Raw genomic sequence first — 7,729 nt, forward strand, 5'->3', positions numbered from 1 at the left:
GCTACTTGCGCCGATCAGAACCTTATTTTTTACATAGCTTGGTTTAATTGAATGCTGGTTTCTTTGGCAGTACTGACTTCATCCACTGACCAAGGAATGGGTACTGGTTGTCGAGCTCGATAATCTGGGTGGTTGGTTCTGGGTAGCCCAGCGTGACGGTGCCGCTCATTGGGTTAACGCGCACGGTCAGCGACTTGTGGTTCGGCAGATCCAGACTGTATTCGCCCGGGTTGGTGCTTTCGCGCATCAGGATGGCGTTGCTTGAAGCGATGACGAACAGTTCGTCCATTGCTGGAACGTTGTCGACGGATTGAACGGAGACTGCGAGGGTCAGCTGCTGGCCAACGAGTTCTTCGGGAATCGAGGTGCTCTCCCAAATGAACTGGTCGCCGTCGCGCGTGTCGGTCCCGAGGTCCATCCAGTCGTGGTTGTCTTCGTCGTACACGTGGTAACCAGCAACGGTGCCGTTAATCGTGGCCGCCAAGCGAATGTCGCCGGCTTCCTGCACGGTGGCAAAGGCCTTAACGGGCAAACTCGTGTCGAACTTGGTGGCGAAGGTCAGACCGTCAACTGGCTGGAGCACGGTTTCGTCAACCGTCCGGAAGCCGTAGCCGGCAGTGTAGAGTTCCTTCACCAGCGCGATGAGGGCCGTGAGCTCTTCATCGGTGTAGGTAACCGCGTCGTCGTTCTTGGATGTGATTTGCAGCAGCGTTGGCAGGTTGGAAGCAACCAGACGGCCATCCGTACGCAGCGGGTCAACAATGGTGAAGAGTTCCTTGTTGCCATCTGGTGTTGCCTGGAAGAAGACGATGGTGGTGTGCTCCGTGTCGGGCACAACGGGCTTCAGCCAGAGTTGCTTGAAGAACGCACTGTCGCCAAGGCCGTTAGTATCGCTCAGGTTTTGGTAAATTTTGCTGGCCAATAGCGTGGTGAAGTCAAGCAGGACCCCCGTCTGGGCAGAGGTGTTAGTGCTCCAGAGCTCACTATTTTTGAGTGCGTCAATGGTGGCGTCGCTCTTCACGGTAATCCGGGTGCGCGATTCGGCAATGTCGAGGTCGCTGGTGATGATACTGGTTATTTCTTGATCGTTGTAATTAAGCACGGCTTGCTTCCTCCTCGGTCTTCTTCAGGGCCTGGATGTAATCCTTAGGCAGGTTGCTGAGAATGTTGATGAACTGATCGATTGAACTGTAGTTAGCGAGGACCGCTTGGTATTCGTACCGGGTAACGGCTGCAGAAACCTGGAGTGCGCGCTTCTTGGCGTCGAATTCAGCGTCTGCCGCTTCCTTTGCTTCCTGGAACTGGGCCCGCACGCGGTTGATGTCAACACCGTGGTATGACCGGCGTGTAGGTGCGGCTTCCTTTGGTGCTGGTTCGTCAGCTTCGGTGTCCGCATCTGGGTCCATGAAGTTCTTCAGCAGGCCACGCAGACGGTTGGTGTTGCCACTTGCCGGCGCGCTTGTGCGGGTAGAACTTTCTGGTGTCGCGTTGTCTGCTTCCAAGGTTTCGAGCTGGTTGTGCAAATCGGTTGCTTCCTGGTAACAGTGTTTGCGCAGCTGTTCAATCTGGACATCCAGGTAGTGGTCAGGGTCGGCCGCGAATTCCTGGAGGTGGGGCAGGATGGCGCGCTGATCTTCATCCTGGTGCATGATTTCACGAGCAAAGACGTCGAGACGACCGAATTCACGCCGGTGGTACCAATCACCGAAGAAGACACGACCATCGTCTGCCACTTCGAAGAACGGGATGTACTCCCGGAGCCACTGGATTAAATTCTTGCGCAGGTAGTGGTGCAGTTCTTCCTGGGCACCCTTATCGTAGGCGAGAACGTAGCCGGGGACTTCGTGAATATCCAAACGCAAAGTGTGCGCAGTGTCATCAATTCCCTTGTAAAGGCGGTAATCGGACTTATCCGCCCACGCCTTGGCGAAGGTGGTGAAGAATTGCTGCTGGTATGCAAGGCTAGTTTCTACAGACATATCGTTACCTCTTAATCATTTTTATGTGTTTGTATGTGCAGTTCACAAGTGTTATTACTGAATCCATTGTACAACAATGGTGCCGCGATACGGTACCGCTTACGGCGATTTGGGTGTTTTTTATTCGCCTTTTTTGTAGATACGGCGAAACGTGACGGGCTAAACGACAAAAAGAGCGAAAAAACATCCAATATTTACGTAACAAGATAGGTTTTGTTGCCGCTTGTGACTGATAATGAGCAATTTGCCCATTGTCTGCTCACGGGCGTCACAGAGATGTCCGCAAAAATTGAATTTTCGGCTATACTGACATACTGGAAGAGTGTGGGTTAGTCCCACCAATTTTGCGGAAGAGGGTGGTTAGTTGCAACAGACGCAACCAAAACAAATTAAATTAACCTGGCTATTTTTGGGCTACTTGATTACGAATACTGGTTCCAGCTTTATCTGGCCGCTAACCACCATCTACATGCACGAAACGCTGGGTGAGAGCCTCACCACGGCGGGGATTGTCCTGTTCTTCAACTCCATGTTCATCGTTATTGGTAGTGCCGTCGGGGGGCGCCTATTCGATAAATGGCGGGAGGACGTCACCATCCTGTTCGGGATTGCGCTGATGACTGTTGCCACGTTTGGATTGATCTTCTGGCACGGGTGGCCGGCCTTTCCAATTCTGCTCGTTGTGTCCGGCTTTGGTAGCGGGATTGTTATCACCTGCGTGAACGGTTTTGCGACCCGGATTCACACCAAGCGGGCCAGTTACATCTTCAACGTGATGTACTTCATCAGTAACTTGGGCCTCGTGTTCGGAACGCTCGGTGTCGGGATTTTCCTGCCGATGGGAATTCAGTATATTTTCTCCATTGCATTTGTGATGTACGCCCTGTTTTTTGCCGTTGCCTTCTTCGAGTACCGGGGCAAAAACCGGCCGCATACTGGCGAGCGGGCCCAGATGGTGAAGGACAAGATGCACATTACCGCGCCGGTCCTGACGGTTTTGCTGACGCTGATTATTATCTGGATTTTCTATGAACAGTGGCAGAGCAATATTTCCGCCTTCATGCTCGATGAGGGGCTGAAGGTTCGCGACTACAGTTTCCTGTGGACGGTCAACGCTGTGCTCATCGTGGCGTTCCAGCCGGTACTGACAATGTTCGACGACTGGCTGACTGACCACCTGCACGGGCGGCTTTACGCGGGATTCGCGCTGCTGGGTGGTAGCTTCCTAATTCTGCCGTTTGCGCACCAGTACTGGGTCTTCGTTGTCACGATGGCGGTACTGACGCTCGGCGAAATCGTCGCACTGCCGGCGGTCTCAACCTTCGTCGACCTGACCGCGCCCGAAAGCCAAAAAGGGCGGTTCCAGGGTCTCGTTCAGGGCTGCGCGGCTGCTGGTCGTGCGCTGGGGCCACTGATTGGCGCACTGGTCATTGAACGGACAAGTTACCGGTTCCTGTTCATTGCCGCGACCGTAATCATTGCCGCCAGCGTCTTGCTGTTCGCGGCGACCAACTTTGCAACTCGAAAACGTGCTTAATCAAAAATTCTGACCGTCCGTGAGCTATTGGACGTTCAGGATTTTTTTGGCGCCAGCCTTGGCGAATGTAAGCGTATGTGCTAAAATAGCCCTTGTACTTTTGGGTCTGTAGCTCAGTTGGGAGAGCGCCTGCTTCGCATGTAGGAGGTCGACGGTTCAAGCCCGTTCAGATCCATTTTTTGTACCCTATTTTGGAAAACGGCTTCGAATCAACGTTTTAATACCAACCAAATAGCGCTGATTTAGCCCAGATTATTAGTATCTAACATAGATGGTAGTCACGGTGGTAGCTACCGGACAAAATTTTATTGGCTGGGGCAGGCTGTATTGAACAAACCAAAAAGGGCCCAGTGAAAGCACGCGTAACTTGTCGCGGCTTTCACTGGGCCCTTTTTGCATTGGGGGTGATCACCAGTCTTGGAGGAACTGATGATCTTACACACCGAACTTGGAGGATTCGGTGCGGTTGGAGGAGAAAAATATGAAGAAGAAGTATGCGGCGAGTTCTGGGTAACTCGCTTCTACATTTATTAGATTAACCAAGAAGTGTGAAGTCTTTGTGAAGCGAATTTGTCAGTTTTACGGATTTAAAGTAAAGAAAAAGTTAGCGCCTTAAGATTGTGCTTTCGGGTACGTTCCATGTCGCATTTGCATTTAGCCAGAGCAGAAACAGCAATTATTGAAGCTGCCACTGGACACAAAAAAAGAAGCCCCAGGGGTTGACTGGAGCTCCTTGAGTAAGGGTTGGCCGGTAGAAGGGTGTCTACCGGCGATTTTACTTTGGAGGAGTAAAATGAAAAAAGTTGGGTTGGGTATCGAAATAAGGGGTTGGCTTATCTCGATATTTATATATTATAGCCTGTTTGTGAAGAAAGTGTGACCGTCGAACCGTTTTTTGCAAAAATAAACTAAAGGATTTATTAACATACAGAAAGTAAGGATTGCATATTGGCCCGATAGCGACTACATTTAATGCGTAAAGGAAACTCCTAATTTTAAGTAAGCGAGGCGCGATTATGGAAATACGATTTGATGATGCAGCAGCGGCCAAGATTAAGGCACACCTGTCGCCGGACAAGAAATTGTTGCTCACGTTCGAGGATGGGGTGGGCCCATACTCGCAGCACGCGATGATCCACATGCAGGTGCAGTTCACGCTGAACGTGGTGCCAGTTAGCGACAACGCACCGGAGTACGACGGCACAATCGACAGTAACCTTGGCCCGATTGGCTACAAGAGTTACTCGGAGGAAGACCTGGATGCGCACATGGCGGTGCACCTGAATGAACGGATGAACCAGCTCACCTTGTCTGGTGACATCGGGATTATTGATTCGAACCTTGGCTTCATCGATTTCACCAGTAAGGACGGGCTGAAGAACAATCCAGCGCGTTAATTTGCAACGTAAGTGCCACTTTTAGAAAATATTTCCGTTTGTTTAGGCTTTTTCGCAGTTATTTGCTGAAAAACAGGGCGGGAATGTTGTACTATACTCCATAGAATAATTTTGGGGGCAAATCTGTTGATTAGTTATAGTTTTGAAAATGGTCTGAATATTCACGAAATCAAGGCCTTGTACGGTGCGGCAAAGATGGATGAATATTTGACCAACTTGGGGGAAACGGCTGAAGGTTTGGCTAATTCCACGCTGATGACGGCGCGGGACGTGGTCAAACTGGTTGGCGCCATTCGCGGTCTCTCCGACATGCACACGGTGCTCTTCATTGACGACATCGTGGTGCTGCCGGAATACCAAGAAGATGGCGTTGATGTTGAACTCATCAAGCAGTTTACCGCCTACTTCCGGCAGGTGAGCCGCGTGGTTGCTTTTGGCCGCGACCAGAAGACGGTCGGACTGCTCAAGCAAGCCGGCTTTAAGGATGACCAGGATGCCAGCCAGACATGCCTGATTCGGCCACAACAGGTGCTCGAAATTAAGTACTAGTAAGCGCAACGCACGCTCCAGTGAACATTTGACCTAAGCTGGCAATATCGAGGGCTTTATTCGAAGACAAGTGATTAAACGTAATGGAGGTTAACCATGGCAGAGGAACCCGTAACTCGGAATCAAAAAATCAGTGGCGCAAACGCGATTATGGATTTTGGCTACGTCACTGAGCGGACGATTCCGGAAATGATGGATCGCGAATACGCGCAACGTTTCTTACTGGAAGTTCAGGATGAGTTGCAACTGCGCAGTCTGGCGGTGCCCGTTGTCATGCAGACGTTTAATTACTACATGGGTAGCGGCGTGATTATCTACAACCCCACGCAGTTTACCGCGGATGAAGCCAAAGATACGCTGAAGCACGATCTGGGATACCGCAAGTAGGTTCCCGGTAGATGCGAAGAATAGGACAAGCAAAGACGCCATCGCAATCGCGGTGGCGTCTTTATTTTACTTATTGATTTGGCTTTCCCGAACACGTTCGTAGGGGATTTCGCTGGTAACGAACTTGGTACGCAGGGCGGCCATCAGGGCCAAGAAGGCGATAATGCCGGAGCCACAGCCGAGGAACAACCATTCTGGATCCAGGCCAATCATGTACAGGTGGACGAATGCCAGAAGAACGGTGCCCCAAAGCCAGTCACTCAGGAACCGGACAAACTTGGAGCGGGCCCGACCGTCGAGAACAGTCAAGATGATGAGGCCAAACGTGAGGATGACCCCGAAGCTAACGGTGCTCAGCTGGTCAATTAATGTGTGTGGTTGCGTTAGGTAAAAACCAAGACCGATGAAGATGATGGCCACGATAACGGCCGCAATGAAAATTCCTTTGCTTGTGTGCTTTGCAGGCGCGCGGTGCATCCTGCCACCTCCGATGTTTAAACCGAACAAAACCGGCTTACGTATTTTCAACAAGTGTACCAGATATGCACCCTTTACGCCACGAATACGCCTGATTGGTCATCATAAAGTAACGAACGCAAACATTTCGTAATAGGTTAATTAAAGGTAAAGACGGGCACACCAAGCAAAGTGGTCTAGTTCACCTTGATGGTTTAGCTATGTTGCGGCGCGGTCCAAGTGCTAAAATAAACTGTAAACGCATTACATAATAGGACCGCACGGCACAGTGTGCTTAGCGGAGAATAGAGGAACAATTATGACTGATAATTTCGGGATTGGCTTTTACACGGGGCGCCCCATCACTGACCTTGATGTGTTTGAACGGGTGAACCTGCCCATGCCAGAGCCACGCGCACACGATTTGGTGGTGAAGGTTGCGGCGATGGCGGTCAACCCGATTGATACCAAGCTGCGGCAGACGGCAAAGACGAGCAGCACACCCCGGATTTTGGGCTTCGATGCTGTGGGTACGGTGACGGCTTTGGGCGAAGACACGCGGGGATTCCACGTCGGCGACCGGGTGCTTTATGCCGGCAGCAAGAACCGTCAGGGCAGTAACAAGCTGTACCAGGCAGTTGATTACCGTGTGGTGGGTCACGCACCGGAGAAGCTGAGCGATGCCGATTTAGCCGCAATTCCGCTAGTTGGCGTGACAGCGTGGGAATTACTGTTTGAAAAAATGGGCTTCATTCCCGAGGCTGGTGCCAATGAGGGCAAGACGCTGCTGGTCATTAACGGTGCCGGTGGTGTTGGTTCCATGATGACGCAGCTGGCCAAATGGAGCGGACTCAAGGTACTTGCGACCTCGAGCCCGAAGAATTTCCCGTGGCTACGCAATCACGGTGTGTCTTGCCGCATTGACTACCACGACGACATTGCGCGTGAAGTGCACGAACAGGGATACGAGACCATCGATGGCATCGCAATTCTTTTCGCACCTGAACCGTACCTAACTCTGGCCAACAAGCTTGTGGCACCATTTGGTCACGTCGGCTGCATTGTCCAGCCAACTTCACCACTGGATGTGGGCGAGCTCAAGAATAAGGCGGCGAGCCTCGATTTTGAATTTATGTTTGCCAAGACTGATTATCACCACAACCTGGCGCCCCAGGGTGAGATCATTGGCAAGATTGCGAACCTGCAAGCAAGCGGCGTTCTGCAAAGCGACGTTACCCAAGTTATGCACGGACTGACGGTCGACAACCTGCGCGTGGCAACCGCCATGGTTGAAGACGGCCACATGCAGGGCAAGGTTGTGCTGACAGTTTAACATCGTGGAGGCTTCGCGTTGTGGGGTTTGGCCTCCGGGTCCGGGCTGGGCCTCGGGTGTGCTTCGCCGTGGTCGCTGTGGCGGTCGTCTG

At 51.8% G+C, this 7,729-nt stretch carries 8 protein-coding genes and 1 tRNA gene; 6 read left to right on the forward strand and 3 right to left on the reverse strand.

Annotation, left to right across the window (positions count from 1 at the left end):
- Positions 1–43: 43 nt before the first annotated feature.
- Together EKN00_RS05245 and EKN00_RS05250 are read right to left on the reverse strand one after the other, a co-directional pair.
- Positions 44–1,102 (reverse strand): hypothetical protein, encoded by a 1,059-nt coding sequence (locus EKN00_RS05245; RefSeq protein ID WP_127849101.1) that lies wholly within the window; start codon positions 1,100–1,102, stop codon positions 44–46.
- A complete protein-coding gene (locus EKN00_RS05250) occupies positions 1,095–1,979 on the reverse strand; it encodes an SbcC family exonuclease (RefSeq protein WP_127849102.1) in 885 nt (294 codons plus the stop codon). Before EKN00_RS05250 ends, EKN00_RS05245 begins: the two co-directional genes overlap by 8 nt.
- A 364-nt stretch (positions 1,980–2,343) precedes the next feature.
- On the opposite strand from EKN00_RS05250, the gene EKN00_RS05255 reads away from it, so the two are divergent.
- From EKN00_RS05255 to EKN00_RS05275, 5 genes are all read left to right on the forward strand, one after another.
- Positions 2,344–3,516, forward strand: a complete 1,173-nt coding sequence (locus EKN00_RS05255) for an MFS transporter (protein WP_127849103.1) — start codon at positions 2,344–2,346, stop codon at positions 3,514–3,516.
- A 102-nt stretch (positions 3,517–3,618) separates the two neighbouring features.
- A tRNA-Ala gene (locus EKN00_RS05260) sits at positions 3,619–3,691 on the forward strand.
- Positions 3,692–4,532: 841 nt separating this feature from the next.
- Positions 4,533–4,913, forward strand: coding sequence for an iron-sulfur cluster biosynthesis family protein (locus EKN00_RS05265; RefSeq protein WP_127849104.1), 381 nt, complete (start codon positions 4,533–4,535; stop codon positions 4,911–4,913).
- A 126-nt stretch (positions 4,914–5,039) separates the two neighbouring features.
- Positions 5,040–5,462 (forward strand): GNAT family N-acetyltransferase, encoded by a 423-nt coding sequence (locus EKN00_RS05270; protein WP_127849105.1) that lies wholly within the window; start codon positions 5,040–5,042, stop codon positions 5,460–5,462.
- Positions 5,463–5,558: 96 nt separating this feature from the next.
- A complete protein-coding gene (locus EKN00_RS05275) occupies positions 5,559–5,849 on the forward strand; it encodes a hypothetical protein (RefSeq protein ID WP_127849106.1) in 291 nt (96 codons plus the stop codon).
- A 66-nt stretch (positions 5,850–5,915) separates the two neighbouring features.
- On the opposite strand, the gene EKN00_RS05280 is transcribed toward EKN00_RS05275, so the two are convergent.
- On the reverse strand, positions 5,916–6,326 hold the full coding sequence (locus EKN00_RS05280; protein WP_127849107.1) for a hypothetical protein: 411 nt from the start codon (positions 6,324–6,326) through the stop codon (positions 5,916–5,918).
- Between the two features lie 298 nt (positions 6,327–6,624).
- Between EKN00_RS05280 and EKN00_RS05285 the strand changes: the two genes are divergently transcribed.
- Positions 6,625–7,638: a zinc-binding alcohol dehydrogenase family protein gene (locus EKN00_RS05285; protein ID WP_127849108.1), complete on the forward strand. Its 1,014-nt coding sequence runs from the start codon at positions 6,625–6,627 to the stop codon at positions 7,636–7,638.
- The last annotated feature ends 91 nt before the right edge of the window (positions 7,639–7,729 follow it).

It is taken from the genome of Lacticaseibacillus hulanensis (assembly GCF_004010095.1).
Taxonomy (GTDB): Bacteria; Bacillota; Bacilli; order Lactobacillales; family Lactobacillaceae; genus Lacticaseibacillus; species Lacticaseibacillus hulanensis.